Origin of the sequence: Janthinobacterium sp. PSPC1-1 (genome assembly GCF_049897625.1) — a bacterium.
Classification (GTDB): domain Bacteria; phylum Pseudomonadota; class Gammaproteobacteria; order Burkholderiales; family Burkholderiaceae_D; genus Janthinobacterium; species Janthinobacterium tructae.
Window position 1 is genome coordinate 647,733 of sequence record NZ_JAFCWP010000001.1, and the last position, 17,724, is coordinate 665,456.

General features: G+C 59.2%; 18 protein-coding genes and 1 tRNA gene. All 19 read left to right on the forward strand.

What is annotated here, in order from left to right; genetic code table 11:
• Positions 1-50 precede the first annotated feature (50 nt).
• The 19 genes from ACP7EG_RS02915 (at position 51) to ACP7EG_RS03005 (ending at position 17,699) form a co-directional block, all read left to right on the forward strand.
• Complete coding sequence (locus ACP7EG_RS02915) at positions 51-1,031, forward strand: NAD(P)H-quinone oxidoreductase (protein ID WP_426086351.1); 981 nt, start codon at positions 51-53, stop codon at positions 1,029-1,031.
• A gap of 72 nt (positions 1,032-1,103) precedes the next feature.
• Positions 1,104-1,853 carry a triose-phosphate isomerase gene (tpiA, locus tag ACP7EG_RS02920; RefSeq protein ID WP_426086352.1) on the forward strand — a complete coding sequence of 250 codons (750 nt, stop codon included), beginning with the start codon at positions 1,104-1,106 and terminating at the stop codon, positions 1,851-1,853.
• Positions 1,854-1,881: 28 nt separating this feature from the next.
• Positions 1,882-2,286, forward strand: coding sequence for a preprotein translocase subunit SecG (secG, locus tag ACP7EG_RS02925; protein WP_071076357.1), 405 nt, complete (start codon positions 1,882-1,884; stop codon positions 2,284-2,286).
• A 213-nt stretch (positions 2,287-2,499) separates the two neighbouring features.
• A tRNA-Leu gene (locus tag ACP7EG_RS02930) sits at positions 2,500-2,584 on the forward strand.
• 177 nt (positions 2,585-2,761) lie between these two features.
• Positions 2,762-3,121 (forward strand): NADH-quinone oxidoreductase subunit A, encoded by a 360-nt coding sequence (locus ACP7EG_RS02935; RefSeq protein WP_071076971.1) that lies wholly within the window; start codon positions 2,762-2,764, stop codon positions 3,119-3,121.
• 3 nt (positions 3,122-3,124) lie between these two features.
• A complete protein-coding gene (locus ACP7EG_RS02940; protein ID WP_010399733.1) occupies positions 3,125-3,601 on the forward strand; it encodes a NuoB/complex I 20 kDa subunit family protein in 477 nt (158 codons plus the stop codon).
• Positions 3,602-3,618: 17 nt separating this feature from the next.
• The gene (locus ACP7EG_RS02945; RefSeq protein WP_099763027.1) at positions 3,619-4,212 is read left to right on the forward strand and encodes an NADH-quinone oxidoreductase subunit C; all 594 of its coding nucleotides are present in this window, start codon (positions 3,619-3,621) and stop codon (positions 4,210-4,212) included.
• The gene (locus ACP7EG_RS02950) at positions 4,212-5,465 is read left to right on the forward strand and encodes an NADH-quinone oxidoreductase subunit D (protein ID WP_071076359.1); all 1,254 of its coding nucleotides are present in this window, start codon (positions 4,212-4,214) and stop codon (positions 5,463-5,465) included. Before ACP7EG_RS02945 ends, ACP7EG_RS02950 begins: the two co-directional genes overlap by 1 nt.
• A 12-nt stretch (positions 5,466-5,477) precedes the next feature.
• Complete coding sequence (gene nuoE / locus ACP7EG_RS02955) at positions 5,478-5,957, forward strand: NADH-quinone oxidoreductase subunit NuoE (RefSeq protein WP_071076360.1); 480 nt, start codon at positions 5,478-5,480, stop codon at positions 5,955-5,957.
• Complete coding sequence (gene nuoF, locus ACP7EG_RS02960; RefSeq protein WP_426086353.1) at positions 5,954-7,249, forward strand: NADH-quinone oxidoreductase subunit NuoF; 1,296 nt, start codon at positions 5,954-5,956, stop codon at positions 7,247-7,249. The genes nuoE and nuoF overlap by 4 nt, the downstream gene beginning before the upstream one ends.
• A 22-nt stretch (positions 7,250-7,271) precedes the next feature.
• Positions 7,272-9,605 carry an NADH-quinone oxidoreductase subunit NuoG gene (nuoG, locus tag ACP7EG_RS02965; RefSeq protein WP_426086354.1) on the forward strand — a complete coding sequence of 778 codons (2,334 nt, stop codon included), beginning with the start codon at positions 7,272-7,274 and terminating at the stop codon, positions 9,603-9,605.
• On the forward strand, positions 9,605-10,687 hold the full coding sequence (gene nuoH / locus ACP7EG_RS02970; RefSeq protein ID WP_099763029.1) for an NADH-quinone oxidoreductase subunit NuoH: 1,083 nt from the start codon (positions 9,605-9,607) through the stop codon (positions 10,685-10,687). Before nuoG ends, nuoH begins: the two co-directional genes overlap by 1 nt.
• Positions 10,688-10,701: 14 nt before the next feature.
• Positions 10,702-11,190: an NADH-quinone oxidoreductase subunit NuoI gene (nuoI, locus tag ACP7EG_RS02975; RefSeq protein WP_096236664.1), complete on the forward strand. Its 489-nt coding sequence runs from the start codon at positions 10,702-10,704 to the stop codon at positions 11,188-11,190.
• A gap of 65 nt (positions 11,191-11,255) precedes the next feature.
• Positions 11,256-11,888, forward strand: a complete 633-nt coding sequence (locus ACP7EG_RS02980; RefSeq protein ID WP_071076364.1) for an NADH-quinone oxidoreductase subunit J — start codon at positions 11,256-11,258, stop codon at positions 11,886-11,888.
• Positions 11,885-12,193: an NADH-quinone oxidoreductase subunit NuoK gene (gene nuoK / locus ACP7EG_RS02985; protein WP_010399724.1), complete on the forward strand. Its 309-nt coding sequence runs from the start codon at positions 11,885-11,887 to the stop codon at positions 12,191-12,193. The genes ACP7EG_RS02980 and nuoK overlap by 4 nt, the downstream gene beginning before the upstream one ends.
• A gap of 46 nt (positions 12,194-12,239) precedes the next feature.
• Positions 12,240-14,324 carry an NADH-quinone oxidoreductase subunit L gene (gene nuoL, locus ACP7EG_RS02990; protein ID WP_096236660.1) on the forward strand — a complete coding sequence of 695 codons (2,085 nt, stop codon included), beginning with the start codon at positions 12,240-12,242 and terminating at the stop codon, positions 14,322-14,324.
• A 29-nt stretch (positions 14,325-14,353) separates the two neighbouring features.
• Positions 14,354-15,853 (forward strand): NADH-quinone oxidoreductase subunit M, encoded by a 1,500-nt coding sequence (locus ACP7EG_RS02995; protein ID WP_219133602.1) that lies wholly within the window; start codon positions 14,354-14,356, stop codon positions 15,851-15,853.
• Positions 15,854-15,869: 16 nt separating this feature from the next.
• Positions 15,870-17,372 (forward strand): NADH-quinone oxidoreductase subunit NuoN, encoded by a 1,503-nt coding sequence (gene nuoN, locus ACP7EG_RS03000; RefSeq protein ID WP_096236656.1) that lies wholly within the window; start codon positions 15,870-15,872, stop codon positions 17,370-17,372.
• Between the two features lie 3 nt (positions 17,373-17,375).
• A complete protein-coding gene (locus ACP7EG_RS03005; RefSeq protein WP_426086355.1) occupies positions 17,376-17,699 on the forward strand; it encodes a DUF2818 family protein in 324 nt (107 codons plus the stop codon).
• The last annotated feature ends 25 nt before the right edge of the window (positions 17,700-17,724 follow it).

Here is a 17,724-nt window from a genome sequence, read left to right on the forward strand (position 1 = left end):
GGCTGGCGGCTTGGCGTACAATCGCCGTTTTCCCTTGAAAGAGTCCCGCCATGCGTGCAGTTGCCATCAGCCAGCCAGGTCCCGCCGACGTTTTGCAGATCGCCGAACGTCCCATGCCGCAATACAAGGCGGGCGAACTGCTGATCAAGGTGCACGCGGCCGGCATCAACCGCCCTGACGTGCTGCAGCGCCTGGGCAAGTACGCGCCGCCCGCCGGCGCGTCCGACTTGCCGGGCCTGGAAGTGGCGGGCGAAGTCGTCGATGGCGATTTCACCAACACGGCATTCAAGAAGGGCGACCTGGTCTGTGCGCTGGTGCAGGGCGGCGGCTATGCCGAATACTGCGCCGCCCCAAGCGGCCAGTGCCTGCCCTTGCCCAAAGGCTTGACGGCGCTGGAAGGCGCGTCGCTGCCGGAAAACTTCTTTACCGTGTGGAGCAATGTGTTCGACCGCTGCGCGCTGGTCAGTGGCGAAACGTTGCTGGTGCAGGGCGGCACGTCCGGCATCGGCGTGGCGGCCATTCAATTGGCCGCTGCGCTCGGTCACCGCGTGTTCGCCACGGCCGGCAGCGACGAGAAGGCGCGCGCCTGCGAGGCGCTGGGCGCCGAACGGGGCATCAATTACCGCACGGAAGATTTCGTCGCCGTCGTCAAGGAGTTGACCGATGGCAAAGGCGTCGACGTTATCCTCGACATGGTGGGTGGCGACTATCTGCCGCGCGAGATCGATTGCCTGGCCGACGACGGCCGCATCGGCCTGATCGCCGTGCAGGGCGGCAGCAAGGCCACCTTGGACCTGGGGCAAGTGCTGCGCCGCCGCCTGAGCGTCAGCGGCTCGACCCTGCGTCCGCGCCCGGTCGCCTTCAAGGCTGCCATTGCGCACCACTTGCGCACGACCGTCTGGCCGCTGATCGAAGCGGGCAAGATCAAGCCCGTCATCTATCAGACTTTCCCGTTGGAGAAGGCCAGCGAGGCGCATGCCTTGATGGAAGCGAGCACGCACGTGGGCAAGATCATGTTGCAAGTTGCCTGAAACGGGGCGCTGCCTGTTTGACCGGCATCGGTGCCGGGGTTAGAATGACGGGTTATTAAAATTTAGGCTACTATGCGTCGCAAACTCGTCGTCGGAAATTGGAAAATGAACGGCAGTCGCACCTCGAACGCGGTGTTATTGTCTGAAATAGTTGCTGGCCTGGCTGCCTCTGGCGCCGCCAGCGCCGTCTGTGTGCCCGCGCCATATCTGGCGCAGTGCCAGGCGCAATTGGCAGGCTCGCCTCTCGGCTGGGGTGCGCAAGATGTTTCCGCGCACGCCAGTGGTGCCTACACGGGAGAAATCTCGGTCGCCATGCTGCAGGATTTCGGCTGCGGTTATGTGGTAATCGGGCATTCCGAGCGCCGCGCCTACCACGGCGAGAGCGATGCACAGGTGGCTGCCAAGACGGTTGCCGTGCTGGCGGCGGGCATCACGCCTATCGTCTGCATCGGCGAGACGCTGGCGCAGCGCGAAGCGGGCCAGACCGACGCGGTCGTGGCGCAGCAGCTGGGTGCCGTGCTGGCGGCGATTTCCGCCGACGACGTGGCGAAACTGGTGCTGGCCTATGAGCCGGTCTGGGCCATCGGCACGGGCAAGACAGCCACCCCGCAAATGGCGCAGGACGTGCACCAGGTATTGCGCGCGCAATTGGCGACAAAGAATGCGGTAGCGGCCGCCGGCGTGCAGATCCTGTACGGCGGCAGCATGAAGCCGGAGAACGCAAAAGAATTGATGGCGATGCCGGATATCGATGGCGGTCTGATCGGTGGGGCGGCATTGAAGGCGGCGGATTTCCTGGCGATTATTCACGCCGCTGATTGAATTAATTTAAACTAAGAATGGAATTGCAATGAACATGATGTTCAATCTGGTAGTGGTAGTACAGGTTATTTCGGCATTATCGATTATCGCGCTGGTGTTGCTGCAGCACGGCAAGGGCGCCGACATGGGTGCCGCGTTTGGTTCAGGTGCCTCGGGCAGTCTGTTCGGTGCGACGGGTTCGTCGAACTTCATGTCGAAATCGACGGGCGTTGCCGCTGCGATCTTCTTCGGCGCCACCCTGGCCCTGTCGCTGATGGCCAATCAGCGCGCCACCACGGTGGGCGGCGGCGTGATGGATAAAGTCGTCAAGCCAGTGCCAGTCACCGGCGCGGGCGCGATCCCGACGGCGGTACCTGCTGCGGCTCCAGCGGCCAGCGCTCCAGCGGCAGCAGCCCCTGTTGCCAGCACCCCGGCAGGCGCGATTCCGAAGTAATTGGATAGTCACTGAGTGGTTGTTGATGAGTATCTCGATACCTCATCGAGAGTAATTCTCATTACGGGCAGATTATTGCTCAATGTTTTGGCAGCGCAGCAGGAAAAAATCGTGGTGCGCTGGAAGATGTAAAAATTTATCGTTTTTATCTGTGTTTTGATGCATTTGTGCATTAACTTTAGCGGCAAAGCAGAGTAGAATACGGGCCTTACCGCCGACGTGGTGAAATTGGTAGACACGCTATCTTGAGGGGGTAGTGGCGCAAGCTGTACGAGTTCGAGTCTCGTCGTCGGCACCAGAAATCAGAAGCCAGCAACGGCGCACGAGCCATGGCTCGTACAAAGTTGCTGGCTTTTTTTACGAGGATGTGTCGTTCGATCCTGGTCTTAGCTTTGATTGGGGTCGTGCGTTAGATACGCTGCAAATGATCGCAGCGTCCTCATTTAACCGATCGTTCAATATAAGCTTATCAATCGTGAACCTCGAAAATTACTTCCCCGTCCTGCTGTTTATTATTATCGGCCTTGGTGTCGGTATCGCTCCCCAGCTCCTGGGGCGCCTGTTAGGCCCTCACAAGCCTGACGCAGCAAAACTCTCCCCGTACGAATGTGGCTTTGAAGCATTCGAAGACGCGCGCATGAAATTTGATGTGCGCTACTATCTGGTCGCAATCCTGTTTATTTTGTTCGATCTGGAAACGGCATTCTTTTTCCCATGGGGCGTTGCAATGCGCGACCTGGGCTGGGCCGGTTTCGTCACGATGATGGTGTTCATCGCTGAATTCGTGGTCGGATTTTGGTACATTTGGAAGAAAGGTGCCCTTGACTGGGAATAAGCCATGGCTATTGAAGGCGTATTAAGCGAAGGTTTCATCACCACCTCGGCCGACAAGCTGATCAACTGGGCGCGCACCGGGTCTATGTTCCCGATGACGTTCGGTCTGGCCTGCTGTGCGGTCGAAATGATGCATGTGGGCGCAGCCCGCTACGATATGGACCGTTTCGGCGTCGTGTTTCGTCCGTCGCCGCGTCAGTCCGACGTCATGATCGTTGCCGGCACCCTGTGCAACAAGATGGCGCCGGCCCTGCGCAAGGTCTACGACCAGATGGCAGAGCCACGCTGGGTCATCTCGATGGGTTCCTGCGCCAATGGCGGCGGGTACTACCATTACTCCTATTCTGTGGTGCGCGGTTGCGACCGCATCGTGCCCGTCGACGTGTATGTGCCTGGCTGTCCTCCGACCGCTGAAGCCTTGCTGTACGGCATCATGCAGTTGCAGAACAAGATCAAGCGTACCAGCACGATCGCACGCTAACCGGGCCGCTTCAGATTATGACAACACATTTAGAAGTATTGCAAAACGCCCTCGGCACTGCCCTGGGCGATCGCGTTAGCACCACGGTTGCACTGGGCGAAGTTACCCTGGTCGTCAAGGCCGAGGACTACCTGGCCGTGATGCAGACCTTGCGCGACGATCCGACCCTGCATTTCGAGCAAATGCTCGACCTGTGCGGCGTCGACTACTCGACCTATGGCGACGGTAGCTGGGATGGCCTGCGTTTCGCGGCCGTCTCGCACTTGCTGTCGGTCAAGCACAACTGGCGCGTGCGCGTGCGCGTGTTCGCGCCCGACGATGACATGCCGTTGCTGCCGTCCGTGGTGAACATCTGGCGTGCCGTCAACTGGTATGAGCGCGAAGCGTTCGACCTGCTGGGCATCCTCTTCGAAGGCCACAACGACTTGCGCCGCCTGCTGACCGACTATGGTTTCATCGGCCATCCGTTCCGCAAGGATTTCCCCGTCTCCGGCTATGTCGAGATGCGTTACGATCCGGAACAGAAGCGCGTGATTTACCAGCCCGTGACGATCGAGCCGCGGGAAAACGTGCCGCGCGTGATCCGCGAAGAACATTACGGGATGAAATAATGGCTGAGATTAAGAACTACACCCTGAACTTTGGGCCACAGCATCCTGCCGCGCACGGTGTGCTGCGTCTGGTGCTGGAGATGGATGGCGAAGTCATCCAGCGTGCCGACCCGCATATCGGCCTGCTGCACCGCGCTACCGAAAAGCTGGCCGAACAGAAGACCTATCTGCAATCCGTGCCGTACATGGACCGTCTCGACTATGTGTCGATGATGTGCAATGAACATGCGTACGTGATGGCCATCGAAAAGATGCTGGGCCTGGAAGTGCCGCTGCGCGCGCAATACATCCGCGTCATGTTCGACGAGATGACGCGCATCTTGAATCACCTGATGTGGCTCGGTACCCACGCGCTGGACGTCGGCGCCATGGGCCCGTTCCTGTATTGCTTCCGCGACCGCGAAGACTTGTTCGACGCCTACGAGGCAGTCTCGGGCGCGCGCATGCACGCGGCCTACTACCGTCCGGGTGGCGTGTACCGCGACTTGCCGGATTCGATGCCGCAGCACAAGGCCTCGATCATCCGCAACGCCAAGGCGATCAGCAAGCTGAATGAAAACCGCCAGGGTTCCCTGCTGGACTTCATCGAAGACTTCGCGCGCCGTTTCCCGAATTCCGTGGACGAGTACGAAACGTTGCTGACCGACAACCGTATCTGGAAACAGCGTACCGTCGGCATCGGCGTGGTCTCGCCGGAAGATGCGCTGGCCATGGGCTTTACGGGCGCCATGTTGCGCGGCTCGGGCGTGCAGTGGGATTTGCGCAAGAAACAGCCGTACGAAGTGTACGACCTGATGGATTTCGACATTCCTATCGGCACCAACGGCGATTGCTACGACCGCTACCTGGTCCGCGTGGAAGAGTTGCGCCAGTCGAACCGCATCATCAAGCAATGCGTGGAGTGGCTGCGCAACAATGAAGGTCCTGTCATGACCAGCAACCGCAAGGTGGCGCCTCCGGGCCGCGTCGACATGAAGACCAACATGGAATCCTTGATTCACCACTTCAAGCTGTTCACGGAAGGTTTCCACGTGCCGCCAGGCGAGGCCTACAGCGCCGTGGAACATCCGAAGGGCGAGTTCGGCGTGTACCTGGTGTCCGATGGCGCCAACAAGCCGTACCGCATGAAACTGCGCGCGCCAGACTACGCTCACTTGCAGTCGCTCGACGAGATGGCGCGTGGGCACATGCTTGCCGACGCCGTGACCATCATCGGGACGCAAGATATCGTGTTCGGCAGTATTGACCGCTAAGAGGCAAAAAGTATGTTGTTATCAGAGCAATGCTATAAGAAAATTGACCGCGAGCTGGCCAAGTACCCGGCCGACCAGCGTCAGTCGGCCGTCATGGCCGCGCTGGCCCACGCCCAGGATGAACTGGGCTGGCTGGCGCCGGACACCATGAAGGAACTGGCCGATTACATCGGCATGCCGGCGATTGCCGTGCAGGAAGTGGCCACGTTCTACAATATGTACAACGTGAAACCCGTGGGCAAGCACAAGATCACCGTGTGCACCAACCTGCCATGCGCCCTGTCGGGCGGCGTGCGCGCTGCGGAATACCTGAAGCAGAAACTGGGTATCGATTTCCGCGAAACCACCGCCGATGGCCAGTTCACCCTGGTTGAAGGCGAGTGCATGGGTGCTTGCGGCGATGCGCCAGTCTTGCTGGTCAGTAATAAAACCATGTGCAGCTGGATGTCGAACGAGAAAATCGACGCCATGCTGGAGGAACTCAAGAAATGACGTCACTCCACAACCGCCATATCGATCCATTGATCCTGAAGGATCTGGATGGCAAGAACTGGCATTTGCAAGATTATGTGAACCGCGGCGGCTATAGCGCCCTGCGGCGTATCCTGGAAGAGAAAATCACGCCGGAACAGATCATCGCCGACCTCAAGGCTTCGTCCTTGCGCGGCCGTGGCGGCGCGGGTTTTCCTACCGGCTTGAAGTGGAGCTTCATGCCGCGCCAGTTCCCGGGTCAAAAATACCTCGTCTGCAATACAGATGAAGGCGAACCGGGCACTTTCAAGGACCGCGACATCATTCGTTACAATCCCCATGCGCTGATCGAAGGCATGGCCATTGGCGCTTATGCGATGGGTATCACCGTCGGCTATAACTATATCCACGGCGAAATCTGGGCCGAGTACGCCCGTTTCGAAGAAGCGCTGGAAGAGGCGCGTGCCGCCGGTTTCCTGGGCGACAAGATCATGGGCAGCGAGTTCTCGTTCCAGTTGCATGCGCACCATGGTTATGGCGCCTACATCTGCGGCGAAGAAACGGCTTTGCTCGAATCGCTGGAAGGCAAGAAAGGCCAGCCGCGCTTCAAGCCGCCTTTCCCTGCCTCGTTTGGCCTGTACGGCAAGCCGACGACGATCAACAACACGGAAACCTTCGCGGCCGTGCCATTCGTGCTGAACATCGGCCCAGAGAAATATCTGGCGATGGGCAAGCCGAACAATGGCGGTTCGAAGATCTTCTCGATCTCGGGCGACGTGGAATTGCCGGGCAACTACGAAGTGCCGCTCGGCACGCCGTTCGCCAAACTGCTGGAACTGGCAGGTGGCATGCGCGGTGGCAAAAAGATCAAGGCCGTGATCCCTGGCGGCTCGTCCGCGCCGGTGATCCGCGGCGACATCATGATGCAGACCGACCTGGACTACGACTCGATCGCGAAAGCCGGTTCGATGTTGGGTTCGGGCGCTGTCATCGTGATGGACGAAACACGCTGCATGGTGAAGGCGCTGGAGCGCCTGTCCTACTTCTACTTTGAAGAATCGTGCGGCCAGTGTACGCCTTGCCGTGAAGGCACAGGCTGGATGTACCGCATGGTGCACCGCATCGAGCAGGGGCAGGGTCGTCCAGACGACCTGGACATGCTCAACTCGATCGCCGACAACATCCAGGGCCGCACCATTTGCGCGCTGGGCGATGCGGCTGCCATGCCGGTACGGGCCTTCATTAAGAATTTCCGTGAAGAATTTGAATATCATATCGAGCACAAGCATTGCTTAGTGCCCGCATATATCTAAGCTGCGTCAGGTAACGATCACCATGGTTGAAATCGAAATAGACGGCAAAAAAGTCGAAGTCCCTGCTGGTAGCATGGTGATGGACGCCGCCAACAAATTGGGAACCTACATTCCGCACTTCTGCTATCACAAGAAATTGTCGATCGCAGCGAACTGCCGCATGTGCCTGGTCGAAGTGGAAAAGGCTCCGAAGCCTTTGCCCGCTTGTGCGACCCCGGTCAGTGCCGGCATGATCGTGCGCTCCGCCAGCGATAAAGCTGTGCAGGCGCAAAAGTCGGTCATGGAATTCTTGCTGATTAACCACCCGCTCGATTGCCCGATCTGCGATCAGGGCGGCGAGTGCCAGTTGCAAGACTTGGCAGTGGGCTACGGCAAGAGCGAATCGCGCTACAAGGAAGACAAGCGCGTGGTGCAGCCGAAGGAAGCCGGTCCGCTGGTGTCCATGCAGGAAATGTCGCGCTGCATCCAGTGCACCCGCTGCGTACGCTTTGGCCAGGAAGTGGCCGGCGTGATGGAGCTGGGCATGATCGGCCGCGGCGAACACTCGGAAATCGTGTCCTTCGTCGGCCAGACGGTCGACTCCGAACTGTCGGGCAACATGATCGACCTGTGTCCCGTTGGCGCACTGACCTCGAAGCCGTTCCGCTACAGCGCCCGTACGTGGGAACTGTCGCGCCGCAAATCGGTCAGCCCGCATGACGGTCTGGGTACCAACCTGATCGTGCAAGTGAAAGCTGGCAAGGTCAAGCGCGTATTGCCGCTGGAAAACGAAGCCGTCAACGAGTGCTGGATCTCGGACAAGGACCGTTTCTCGTACGAAGCGCTGGACAGTGCCGAACGCCTGACTTCCCCGATGCTGAAACAAGGCAACGAGTGGAAAGAAGTCGATTGGCAGACCGCGCTGGAATACGTGGCGCACGGTTTGAAAAATATCAAGCACGAGCATGGCGCTGACGCCATCGCCGCGCTGGCCACCCCGCATTCGACCGTCGAAGAACTGGTCCTGCTGCAAAAAGTCGCCCACGGCCTCGGTTCCGAGAACGTCGACTTCCGCCTGCGCCAGACCGACTTCGCGCTCGACGCCAATGTGAAACCATGGCTGGGCATGCCGATCAGCGAATTTGGCCAGATCAAGCGCGCCTTCGTCATCGGCTCGTTCCTGCGCAAGGATCACCCATTGCTGGCCACGCGTCTGCGCGCGTCCGTCAAGGGCGGCGCCAAGCTGTCGATCCTGCACGCGTCCGACGATGATCAATTGATCAGCATCGCCAACAAGATGATCGTGGCACCAAGCGATTGGCTGGCGGCCTTGTCGGAAGTGCTCGTCGCTGTTGCTAAGGCGAAAGAAATCGCCGCGCCAGCCGGTTTTGAAGCAGTTGTCGCTTCGGACGTGGCTGTCGCCATCGCTGCCAGCCTGATGGCCGGCGACCATGGCGCCGTGCTGCTGGGTAACGCGGCAACGCAACACCCGCAAGCGTCGCAATTGCATGCTGCCGCGCAATGGATCGCCGAACAGACGGGCGCCAAGCTCGGTTACCTGACGGAAGCGGCCAACACGGTAGGCGCGCACCTGGTCGCCAAGCCGCGCACCAATGTGCAAGCTGCCTTTGCCGTGCCGAAAAAAGCTTACGTGCTGCTGCACGCCGAGCCGGAATTGGATGCCGCCAATCCACAGGCGGCGCGCGCCGCCCTCGATGGCGCCGACATGGTCGTGGCGATGTCGGCCTTCAAGCATGGCATGGATTACGCCGATGTCTTGCTGCCGATCGCCCCGTTCGCTGAAACCTCGGGTACCTTTGTGAACTGCGAAGGCCGCGCGCAAAGTTTCAACGGCACCGTCAAACCGCTGGCCGATACCCGTCCAGCCTGGAAAGTGCTGCGTGTCCTGGGCAACATCCTGGGCCTGGCCGGTTTCGACTACGACACCTCCGAAGCGATCCGCGACGAAGCGTTTGGTGCCGGCGTGACCGATTTGTCGGCACAGCTGAACAACATCGCCAAGAACGCACCGGCAGCGGCAAGCTACGCACCGGCTTCGCCAGCGCTGCAACGCATCGCCGACGTGCCGATCTACTTCGCCGACGCGCTGGTACGCCGCTCCGAACCGCTGCTGCGCACGGTTGACGGCGCCGCGCCGCAAGCGCATTTGTCCGCCGAACTGGCTGGCAAGCTGGGCATCAAGGCGGGCGACAAGGTCAAAGTGGCGCAAGGCTCCGGCAGCGTCATCCTGGTGGCGGCAATCCATGCCGGCCTGCCAGCCAATGTGGTCAAAGTGTCGGCGGCGCATGCCTCGACGGCTAGCCTGGGCGGCATGTTCGGTGACATCACAGTTGAAACAGCAGAGGGGAAAATCTGATGGCTCTGCCTGAATTTGTAAACGTCATCAACAGTACCGGCCAGGATTTGCTGGGCGGTACCTGGCCGTTCTTCTGGACCCTGATCAAGATCCTGTGCGTGCTGTTGCCGCTGATGGGCCTGGTTGCTTACGCCACCCTGTGGGAGCGCAAGCTGATCGGCTGGATCCAGATCCGCGTCGGTCCGAACCGCGTGGGTCCCCTGGGCTTGCTGCAACCGATCGCCGATGCGCTGAAACTCTTGTTCAAAGAGATCATCATCCCGGCCAAGGCCGCCAAGGGCCTGTTCGTGATCGGCCCGATCATGACCATCATGCCGGCCCTGGCCGCCTGGTCGGTCGTGCCGTTCGGTCCGGAAGCCGTGCTGGCCAACGTCAACGCGGGCTTGCTGCTGCTGCTGGCGATTACCTCGATGGAAGTCTACGGCATCATCATCGCCGGCTGGGCGTCGAACTCGAAGTACTCGTTCATGGGCGCCATGCGCGCTTCGGCACAGATGATTTCGTATGAAATCCCGATGGGCTTCGTGATGGTCATCGTGCTGATGGTCTCGGGTAGCCTGAACTTCATCGACATCGTCGGCGGCCAGCAAATCGGCTACTTCGCCGACAAGGGCGTGAACTTCATGTCGTGGAACTGGCTGCCGCTGCTGCCGATGTTCGTCATCTACCTGGTGTCGGGCCTGGCTGAAGCCAACCGTCACCCGTTCGACGTCGTCGAAGGCGAGTCGGAAATCGTTGCCGGCCACATGGTCGAGTACTCGGGCATGGCCTACGCCATGTTCATGCTGGCCGAATACGCCAACATGATCCTGATCGGCGCGCTGGCTGCGATCATGTTCCTCGGTGGCTGGTCCGCACCGTTTGCTTTCCTTGAGTTCTGGGGTGGTTTCGGCGGCTTCTTCTGGCTGTTCGCCAAGACCTTCTTCATCGTCTCGGTGTTCATCTGGGTGCGCGGTACGTTCCCACGCTACCGTTATGACCAGATCATGCGCCTCGGCTGGAAAGTGTTTATCCCGTTGACGCTGGTCTACCTGGTCTTCGTCGCTGCCTGGATGCAGACATCCTGGAATATTTGGAAGTAAGAGAGTGCATACGAATGGATAAGGTAAAAGATTTCCTCAGCAGCCTGTTGTTGGGCGAGCTGATCAAGGGCATGGCGTTGACAGGCAAGTACATGTTTTCGCGCAAGATCACGGTGCAATTCCCGGAAGAGAAGACACCGATCTCGCCGCGTTTCCGTGGCTTGCACGCGCTGCGCCGCTACCCGAACGGCGAGGAACGTTGCATCGCCTGCAAACTGTGCGAAGCAGTTTGCCCGGCGATGGCCATCACGATCGAATCGGAACAGCGTGACGACGGTTCGCGCCGCACCACGCGTTACGATATTGACTTGACCAAGTGCATCTTCTGCGGTTTCTGCGAAGAGTCCTGCCCGGTCGATTCGATCGTCGAGACGCAAATCCTGGAGTACCACGGCGAGAAACGCGGGGATTTGTATTACACGAAAGAGATGTTGCTGGCCGTGGGTGATCGTTATGAAAATGACATCGCCGCTGCGCGCGCCGCCGACGCACCTTATCGCTGATGGATGCGCCGTAGCCCTTGGCTGCGGCGCGCCCCTCGTTCATCTGTACGTCTATTGGGTTTTTTATGGACTTTAAAACAATTTTGTTTTACGCCTTCGCGCTGATCTTGATTCTGGCAGCGACGCGCGTCATCACGGCCCGTAATCCGGTCCACGCAGTACTGTTTTTGGTACTGTCCTTCTTTTCCGCAGCGGGCATCTGGATGCTGCTGCAAGCTGAATTCCTGGCCATCGTGCTGGTATTGGTGTATGTCGGCGCCGTGATGGTGCTGTTCCTCTTCGTGGTCATGATGCTCGATATCAATATCGACCGCATGCGCGAAGGTTTCTGGGGCTATCTGCCTTTGTCGGTGACGGTGGGCGTGATCATCGTGCTGGAAATGGCCGCTGTCCTGTGGCATGGTTTCCGCAACTTTACGCCTAGCATCGCTCCGGTGAACGTCAACCTGGGCGGCACCAAGGAACTGGGCCTGCTGATCTACACGGAATATGTGTTCGCCTTCGAGATCGCTGCCGTCGTGCTGCTGGTGGCCATCGTAGCCGCAGTTGCACTGACCCTGCGCAAACGCAAGGACACCAAGCATTTTGCTCCAGGCGATGCGGTACGCGTCAAGCGCAACGACCGCCTGAAGATCATCAAGATGGACGCGGTCGTCGAGCGTCCTGCGGCTGAGCCGGAAGTTAAGGAGGCACCATGACATTATCGCTCACACATTTTTTGGTCCTGGGCGCGATCCTGTTCGCAATCTCGATCGTCGGTATTTTCCTGAACCGCAAGAACATCATCGTATTGCTGATGGCAATCGAATTGATGCTGCTGGCGGTGAATATGAATTTCATCGCGTTCTCCCATTTCATGGGCGACGCGGCCGGTCAGATCTTCGTTTTCTTCATCCTGACGGTTGCCGCCGCTGAGTCGGCTATCGGTCTGGCTATTCTGGTGGTGATGTTCCGTAATCTGGATACCATCAACGTCGAAGACCTGGACAGCCTCAAAGGCTGATGTTTTTCAGACTCGATCTCTCGAATAATAACGATTAAGGTTCATCATGGCGGGGCAACTCCTCAACCCTAACCTCCTTCTTGCCGTACCGCTGGCGCCGCTGGCCGGTGCCGCGATTGCAGGTTTGCTTGGCACCCAGTTCCTGGGTAATTTGGTCGGACGCAAGACGTCGCATACCGCGACGATCCTGGGCGTACTGATAGCGTTCATCCTGTCCGTGCAGACACTGCTGGCAGTGATGGATGGCGCGACATTCAATGGCACGATCTATAACTGGATGACGATCGGCACCCTGAAGATGGAAGTGGGCTTCCAGATCGATTCGCTGTCGGCGATGATGATGTGCGTGGTCACCTTCGTCTCCCTGATGGTGCACATCTACACGATCGGCTACATGAAGGACGACGAAGGCTACAACCGCTTCTTCGCCTACATCTCGCTGTTCACGTTCTCGATGCTGATGCTGGTCATGGCCAACAACTTCCTGCAACTGTTCTTCGGTTGGGAAGCCGTGGGCCTGGTCTCTTACCTCTTGATCGGTTTCTGGTACCAGCGTCCGACGGCCATCGTGGCCAACATGAAGGCTTTCCTGGTCAACCGCGTGGGCGACTTCGGCTTCATCCTGGGCATCGGCCTGCTGCTGGCGTATGGTCAATCGCTGGATTACCAGGAAATCTTCGCCAAGAAGGAAGCCTTGTCCCTCCTGACACTGCCAGGTACCGACTGGGCCCTGCTGACCGTCGCCTGCATCTGCCTGTTCATCGGCGCGATGGGCAAATCGGCGCAGTTCCCGCTGCACGTGTGGCTGCCTGACTCGATGGAAGGTCCTACCCCGATCTCGGCACTGATTCACGCCGCGACGATGGTGACAGCCGGTATCTTCATGGTCTCGCGCATGTCGCCGCTGTTCGAACTGTCCGACACGGCACTGTCCTTCATCCTGGTGATCGGTTCCATCACGGCGCTGTTCATGGGCTTTTTGGGCATCATCCAGAACGACATCAAGCGCGTCGTCGCTTACTCGACCCTGTCGCAGCTCGGCTACATGACCGTCGCGCTGGGTTCGTCCGCGTACTCCGTGGCCGTGTTCCACCTGATGACGCACGCCTTCTTCAAGGCACTGCTGTTCCTGGGCGCCGGTTCCGTCATCATCGGCATGCACCACGACCAGGACATCCGCAACATGGGTGGCCTGCGCAAGTACATGCCGATCACCTGGATCACATCCCTGGTCGGTTCGCTGGCCCTGATCGGCACGCCGCTGTTCTCCGGTTTCTACTCGAAAGACAGCATCATCGAAGCCGTCGAAGCGACGCACATCTGGGGCGCTGGCTTTGCCCAGTTCGCCGTGCTGGCTGGCGTGTTCGTCACCGCCTTCTACTCGTTCCGCATGTATTTCCTCGTCTTCCACGGCAAGGAACGTTTCGGTCAGGCGCATGCGCACGGCCATGACGACCACCACGCGCCTGCGGCCAAGCATGATTCGGACGCGCACGATGAAGAAGACGAAGACGACCACGCGCACCACGGTCTGGAACCTGGCCAGAAGCCGCATGAATCCCCATTCGTCGTGTGGTTCCCGCTGGTGATGCTGGCGATCCCGTCGCTGCTGATCGGTTACCTGACGATCGGCCCGATGCTGCATGGCGATTTCTTCAAGGGCGTGATCTTCGTCGGCGAAAACCATCCAGCAATGGAAGAGTTGTCGCATGAATTCCACGGCGCGATGGCGATGGCGATCCACGGCCTGTCGACGGCACCGTTCTGGCTGGCATTGTCCGGCGTGGTGGCAGCCTACTACTGCTACATGGTCAACCCGCGTGTACCGGCCTGGTTCTTTGCCAAGTTCCACGCGATCCACACCCTGCTGGACAATAAGTACTACCTGGACAAGTTCAATGAAGTCGTGTTCGCCGGCGGTGCCCGTTTGCTGGGTAATGGCCTGTGGAACTTCGGTGACAAGAAGCTGATCGACGGTTTCGTCGTCAATGGCAGCGCCAAGGTCGTCGCCTGGCTGTCCTCGCTGTCGCGAGGCTTGCAGACCGGCTACATCTATCACTATGCATTCGTGATGATCCTGGGCGTGCTGGGCTTCCTGATCTATTTCCTGCCATTCTGGCCCGCTAAGTAAGCTGACCTGATAAAAGAATACTGAGAACCATGATGCAGTCTACGATTTCTACATTACCTCCTTACCTGAGTCTGTCGATCTGGGTGCCGATCATTTGCGGCGTCTTGGTCCTGGCTCTTGGCCGTGACAGCAAAGCGGGCTTTACCCGCTGGCTGTCGCTGGCTGGCGCCGTGCTCAGCATGCTGTGCACCTTGCCGCTGATCCAGCATTTCGACAACGCCGCACACGGCATGCAATTCGTCGAAAAAGCACCGTGGATTGAAACTTTCAATATCTGGTACTCGCTGGGTATCGATGGCCTGTCGCTGTGGTTCATTCCACTGACGGCCTTTATCACGGTCATCGTCGTCATTTCGGCCTGGCAAGTGATCGAGAAGCGCATCGCCCAGTACATGGGTGCCTTCTTGATCCTGTCGGGTCTGATGATCGGCGTGTTCTGTGCGCTGGACGGCTTGCTGTTCTACTTCTTCTTTGAAGCAACCCTGATCCCGATGTTCATCATCATCGGTATCTGGGGCGGCTCGAACCGCGTGTACGCGTCGTTCAAGTTCTTCCTGTACACCTTCTTCGGTTCGCTGCTGACCCTGGTTGCCATCATCTACCTGCGCAATGTGTCGGGTACCTTCGACATCCTGGCCTGGCATGCGTTCAAGCTGACGATGAACGAACAGATCTTCATCTTCCTGGCCTTCCTGATGGCCTTCGCGGTGAAAGTGCCGATGTTCCCGGTCCACACGTGGTTGCCGGACGTCCACGTGGAAGCGCCTACCGGTGGTTCCGCCGTGCTGGCCGCCATCATGCTGAAACTGGGCGCCTACGGCTTCCTGCGTTTTTCGCTGCCGATCACGCCGGACGCCAGCCACTACCTGTCGGGCTTCATGATCGCCTTGTCGCTGATCGCCGTCATCTACATCGGTCTGGTTGCCCTGGTGCAAACCGACATGAAAAAACTGGTCGCCTATTCGTCGATCGCGCACATGGGTTTTGTCACCCTGGGCTTCTTCATGTTCAACGACATTTCGGTGCAGGGCGGTATCGTGCAGATGGTCTCGCACGGCTTCATCTCCGCTGCGATGTTCCTGTGCATCGGCGTGCTGTATGACCGCATGCATACCCGCAACATCGCCGACTACGGCGGCGTCGTGAACCGCATGCCAAAATTTGCCGCCTTGTTCGTGCTGTTCTCGATGGCCAACTGCGGTCTGCCAGCGACTTCCGGCTTCGTCGGCGAGTTCATGGTGATCCTGGGCGCGGTGCAATACAACTTCTGGATCGGCTTGCTGGCTGCAACGGCACTGATCTGGGGCGCGGCGTACTCGCTGTGGATGGCCAAGCGCGTGGTGTTCGGCAAGATCAAGAACAAGCATGTGGCCGAATTGACCGACATCAACAAACGTGAATTCTTCATGCTTGCTGTGCTGGCCATCGCCGTGCTCGTGATGGGTCTGTACCCAGCCCCGTTCACCGACACGATGCAAACTTCGGTTGCCGACCTGCTGCAGCATGTCGCCATCAGCAAGTTGCCTTAAATAGAAGACCGATAACATGACTAATGCACCTAATCTGGTACCGCTGTACGCGGAAATCTTTCTGCTGATCGCCACGTCGGCGCTCTTGCTGATCGATATGTTCTTGCCTGCGGCGAAGCGTTCGATCACCTATGCGCTGTCGCTGCTGACTTTGGCAGGCTGCGCCTTGCTGACCGTGGGCGACTTCAACGCGGGCACCACCGTCTACACGTTCCATAACATGTTCGTGTCGGACCCGATGTCGCAGCTGCTGAAACTGTTCTCGTACGGCGCCGTGGCGCTGACCCTGATCTACTCGCGTGCCTATGCCACCGACCGCAGCATGCTGTCGGGTAACCTGGGCGGCGAGTTCTACGTGCTGGCCCTGTTTGCACTGCTGGGCCAGATGATCATGATCTCGGCCAACAACTTCCTGATCATCTACCTGGGTCTGGAACTGATGTCGCTGTCGCTGTACGCACTGATCGCCTTGCGCCGTGACAATGCCAAGGCCACGGAAGCGGCCATGAAATACTTCATCCTGGGCGCGCTGGCTTCCGGTTTCATGTTGTACGGTATCTCGATGCTGTACGGCGCCTCCGGCACGCTGGACCTGGGCGAACTGCGCGTGGCGCTGGAAAACGGCAAGACCAACGGCACCATCATGGTCTTCGGCCTGGTGTTCCTGGTAGCGGGCCTGGCCTTCAAACTGGGCGTCGTGCCATTCCACATGTGGGTGCCTGACGTGTATCAAGGTTCGCCAACGGCCGTGACCTTGCTGCTGGGCGGCGCGCCGAAACTGGCCGCGTTTGCCATCACCCTGCGTTTGCTGGGCGAGGGCTTGCTGCCGATGGCGCATGACTGGCAGCAAATGCTGCTGGTGCTGGCCGTGATGTCGCTGGCTATCGGTAACTTCACCGCCATCGCGCAAACCAATTTGAAGCGCATGTTGGCGTACTCGACCATCGCGCAAATGGGCTTCGTGCTGCTGGGTCTGCTGTCGGGCACCGTTGACGCACCGAACAATACCCTGAACGCGGCTGGCGCAGCCACCGCCTACGGCGCCTCGATGTACTACGTCATCACCTACGTGTTCACCACCTTGGGTACCTTTGGCGTGATCATGTTGCTGGCACGCAATGGTTTCGAAGCAGAAGAACTGGCCGACTTCAAGGGCCTGGGCAAACGCAGCCCGATCTTCGCGCTGGTGATGACCCTGTTCATGTTCTCGCTGGCCGGCGTGCCGCCGCTGATGGGCTTCATGGCCAAGTACTCGGTGCTCGCTTCCGTGCTGGCCACGGGCCAGCTGTGGCTGACCATCGCTGCCGTGCTGTTCTCGCTGATCGGCGCCTTCTACTACCTGCGCGTCGTGAAGATGATGTGGTTCGACGAGCCGACGGACACCAACGCGCTGGTCGTGCATGGCGACATGCGCGTCGTGCTGGCCCTGAACGGCGTGTTTGTCCTGGCCCTCGGTGTGATGCCTAACAGCATCCTGGCTGCCTGCGCGACAGCGATTACCAAGACGCTGGCGTCCTGATCGATGGATGTCACCGCCTCGAGCTGGCTGGTGATCGCCCTGGGTATCCTGGGCGCCAACCTGCCATTTCTGAATGAGAAACTGTTTGCCGCCGTGCCGCTGAAGAAGGCGGCGCAGGCAGAGCAGGGCTGGCGCAAGCCGCTGGCGCTGCGCCTGCTGGAGATGGTGATTCTGTATTTCATCGTCGGCGCCGTGGCGATCGCGCTCGAAGCGCGCATCGGCAACGCTTTCCCGCAGACGTGGGAGTTTTATGCCATCACCGGGTGTTTGTTCCTGGTGCTGGCTTTCCCCGGCTTTGTCGGACGCTACCTGCGCAAGCGGCGCTAGCCCCATCGACCGAAAGCGGCGCCTC

Excerpts from the sequence above, each read along its gene's own strand:
- ACP7EG_RS02945 (WP_099763027.1), top strand. The coding sequence starts at position 3,619 with ATGACAACACATTTAGAAGTATTGCAAAACGCCCTCGGCACTGCCCTG.
- nuoE (WP_071076360.1), top strand. The coding sequence starts at position 5,478 with ATGTTGTTATCAGAGCAATGCTATAAGAAAATTGACCGCGAGCTGGCC.
- ACP7EG_RS02950 (WP_071076359.1), top strand. The coding sequence starts at position 4,212 with ATGGCTGAGATTAAGAACTACACCCTGAACTTTGGGCCACAGCATCCT.
- nuoI (WP_096236664.1), top strand. The coding sequence starts at position 10,702 with ATGGATAAGGTAAAAGATTTCCTCAGCAGCCTGTTGTTGGGCGAGCTG.
- nuoH (WP_099763029.1), top strand. The coding sequence starts at position 9,605 with ATGGCTCTGCCTGAATTTGTAAACGTCATCAACAGTACCGGCCAGGAT.
- tpiA (WP_426086352.1), top strand. The coding sequence starts at position 1,104 with ATGCGTCGCAAACTCGTCGTCGGAAATTGGAAAATGAACGGCAGTCGC.
- nuoF (WP_426086353.1), top strand. The coding sequence starts at position 5,954 with ATGACGTCACTCCACAACCGCCATATCGATCCATTGATCCTGAAGGAT.
- ACP7EG_RS02980 (WP_071076364.1), top strand. The coding sequence starts at position 11,256 with ATGGACTTTAAAACAATTTTGTTTTACGCCTTCGCGCTGATCTTGATT.
- nuoL (WP_096236660.1), top strand. The coding sequence starts at position 12,240 with ATGGCGGGGCAACTCCTCAACCCTAACCTCCTTCTTGCCGTACCGCTG.
- secG (WP_071076357.1), top strand. The coding sequence starts at position 1,882 with ATGAACATGATGTTCAATCTGGTAGTGGTAGTACAGGTTATTTCGGCA.
- nuoG (WP_426086354.1), top strand. The coding sequence starts at position 7,272 with ATGGTTGAAATCGAAATAGACGGCAAAAAAGTCGAAGTCCCTGCTGGT.
- ACP7EG_RS02995 (WP_219133602.1), top strand. The coding sequence starts at position 14,354 with ATGATGCAGTCTACGATTTCTACATTACCTCCTTACCTGAGTCTGTCG.
- nuoK (WP_010399724.1), top strand. The coding sequence starts at position 11,885 with ATGACATTATCGCTCACACATTTTTTGGTCCTGGGCGCGATCCTGTTC.
- nuoN (WP_096236656.1), top strand. The coding sequence starts at position 15,870 with ATGACTAATGCACCTAATCTGGTACCGCTGTACGCGGAAATCTTTCTG.
- ACP7EG_RS02915 (WP_426086351.1), top strand. The coding sequence starts at position 51 with ATGCGTGCAGTTGCCATCAGCCAGCCAGGTCCCGCCGACGTTTTGCAG.
- ACP7EG_RS03005 (WP_426086355.1), top strand. The coding sequence starts at position 17,376 with ATGGATGTCACCGCCTCGAGCTGGCTGGTGATCGCCCTGGGTATCCTG.
- ACP7EG_RS02940 (WP_010399733.1), top strand. The coding sequence starts at position 3,125 with ATGGCTATTGAAGGCGTATTAAGCGAAGGTTTCATCACCACCTCGGCC.